Source organism: Microbacterium sp. 13-71-7, from assembly GCF_002257455.1.
Classification (GTDB): domain Bacteria; phylum Actinomycetota; class Actinomycetes; order Actinomycetales; family Microbacteriaceae; genus Microbacterium.
On the sequence record NZ_NCKN01000374.1, the window covers coordinates 1 to 2,362 of the forward strand.

The 2,362-nt window shown below is 70.6% G+C and carries 2 protein-coding genes; both read left to right on the top strand.

All coding sequences use genetic code 11. The features are described from left to right. Positions 1-164 precede the first annotated feature (164 nt). Complete coding sequence (locus B7X32_RS20385) at positions 165-749, top strand: TetR/AcrR family transcriptional regulator (RefSeq protein WP_292723944.1); 585 nt, start codon at positions 165-167, stop codon at positions 747-749. Between the two features lie 132 nt (positions 750-881). After that, positions 882-2,362, top strand: a 1,481-nt coding sequence (locus B7X32_RS20390; RefSeq protein WP_292723948.1) for a DUF4407 domain-containing protein, incomplete at its 3' end; no start/stop codon positions are given.

The following is a 2,362-nucleotide window of genomic DNA, read 5'->3' on the forward strand; positions in this document are numbered from 1 at the left end:
AGCACGCGCGCATCGCCGTGCGCCTCGGCGTATCGCCGGGAGAGGGCGGCGGTGAGGGAACGGGCGTCGGGGTGGCCGTCGATGACGAGGGCGGCGGACATGCGATTCCTATCTTGACACTGTCAACTAGATGGACACTGTCAAGATAGGAAAGGATGTTGCTCGTGTCAAGTTCACGGTCCGGGTATCACCACGGCGACCTCGCGCGTGCGCTCGAGGACGCGGCGATGCAGCTGCTCGCGGAGAAGCCCGCGAAGGAGATCAGCCTGCGAGAGGTCGCGCGCGCCGCGAACGTGAGCCACAACGCGCCCTATCACCACTTCGCCGATCGGAACGGTCTGATCAAGGCGATCGCCGAGCGCAGCATGGCGGATCTGCTCGCGCTCGTGCGCGAAGCGATCGCCGCGAGTCCTGATCCGAGAGCGGCGCTGCGGAACGGCGGCGGCGCCTACATCCGCTTCGCGGTCGAGCACCCGAACGCCTTCGACGCGATCTACGATCCGACCGTATGCGTGCCGGGGGCGCCCACGGAGACCATGGCGCCCCTCATCGACGGTCTCGAGGAGGCGCTGGGGGAGGCTGCGCTCGCCGCGGGCCTGGACCGTGTCGTGGACGCCGTGGGCTTCTGGGGTCTCGTGCACGGCCTAGGGACGCTCTCCGCGGCCGGACATTTCCCGATCGAGGTCGCGCTCGCCGGCTACGAGAGCGCGGTCGATCGAATGCTGCCCACTTCCGCGTCGTCCCCGTGAGGGGACCCCATGGCGTGCGCTGACGGGGACGACGCGGAGGTGGAAGGTCCATAGGCGGCACCTCGGATCCGCCCGGCCCGCGCCCAGGGTTCGCCCACCGCTCTTACAGGCGGGTTTTCGTACGGTTGAGGGATGTCCTATTCCGCCCACCGCCCCGGCCGCATGGATTCCCAGGGCCGGATCGCCTTCGACGTCGATGGACAGCCCGACCCCGCGAACCCCGCCGACCCGACCGCTGAGGACCCGTTCATCTTCGTGCGCGACTACACCCCGAGCGGATCCGATCCCGCCGCAGAGCCCGCAGCCGATGCCTCGACCGCCCCGATCGAGCCCGTCATCCCGCCGATGCCGGAGCCCGAGCCCGCGACCCGGATCGAGGACCTGTTCGCCGCGGCCGAGGAGCCGGCCGCGCAGCCGCAGCCGGCCACGATCGCCGAGCCCGTCCCCGTCCTCGCCCCGGCCGCGCCCCCGAAGCAGCCCAAGGCCCCCAAGCAGCCCAAGGCCCCGAAGCAGCCGAAGCCGCCGCGCGAGCCCCGCCCGCAGGGCTGGTTCTGGCGCCGGCTGGCGATCCTCGGCGGCGCCGACGGCACGATCCTCGACCGCGTCCCGACCGAGCAGCCGCGCTTCGTGCAGATGTTCTTCGTGCTGGCGGGGACCGCGCTCGTGTCCGCGCTGTCGATGCTGTTCGCCCTGACCACGGGCGTGCAGGTGCTGGTCTGGCTGGCCGTGCCGCTCGCGATCGTCTGGGCGCTCCTGATCTTCAATCTCGACCGCTTCCTCACCTCGACGATGCGCTCGACCCGCAACCTCTGGCGCCTGCTGGGCCTCGCGATCCCGCGTGTGCTGATGGCCGCGATCATCGGGTTCGTCGTCGCCGAGCCGATCGTGCTGCAGGCGTTCCACAACGACATCGCCCGCGAGGTGACCGCGACCAACCTGGTGCAGGCGCAGTCCGACCAGAAGGCCGTGACCAGCGGCCCGGAGAAGAAAGCGCTCGACGCCGCCTCCACCCGCCTCGCCGACCTGCAGAACCAGGCATCGACCGGCATCGTGAAGGGCACGTCCAGCGACTCCGCCTCGCAGAAGGCGGCGCAGGACACGGTCACCAAGATCACCGGCCAGATGACGGATCAGCAGAAGGTCATCGACCAGGCCCGCGCGCTGTACCAGTGCGAGCTCACCGGAGAGGGCGCCGGCACGGTGCCCGGCTGCACCGGGGTGCAGGGCAACGGCGCGAGCTCGGACGCCGCGAAGTCGCAGCTCGACCAGGCGCAGCAGACCTATGACGCGCTCGCCGCGCAGCTGCGCCAGGCCAACACCGACCTGGAGTCGGCGGACAGCTCGTCGAAGTCGGCGACCTCGGCCTCCGAGACGCAGAACCGCCAGCAGGCGAAGGACCAGATCCCCGCCGCCGAGCAGGCGTACAAGACCGCGCTCGACGCGTACAACGCGCGGGCCGCGTCCGTGGCGGGCACGAACGCCGGCGCGGTGGGCCTGCTCAGCCAGATCTCGGCGCTCGACCGCCTCTCCGCGAAGGAGCCCGTGCTGGGCTTCGCGCACTGGCTGATCGCCGCGCTGTTCTTCATGATCGAGCTGCTGCCGGTGATCGTGAA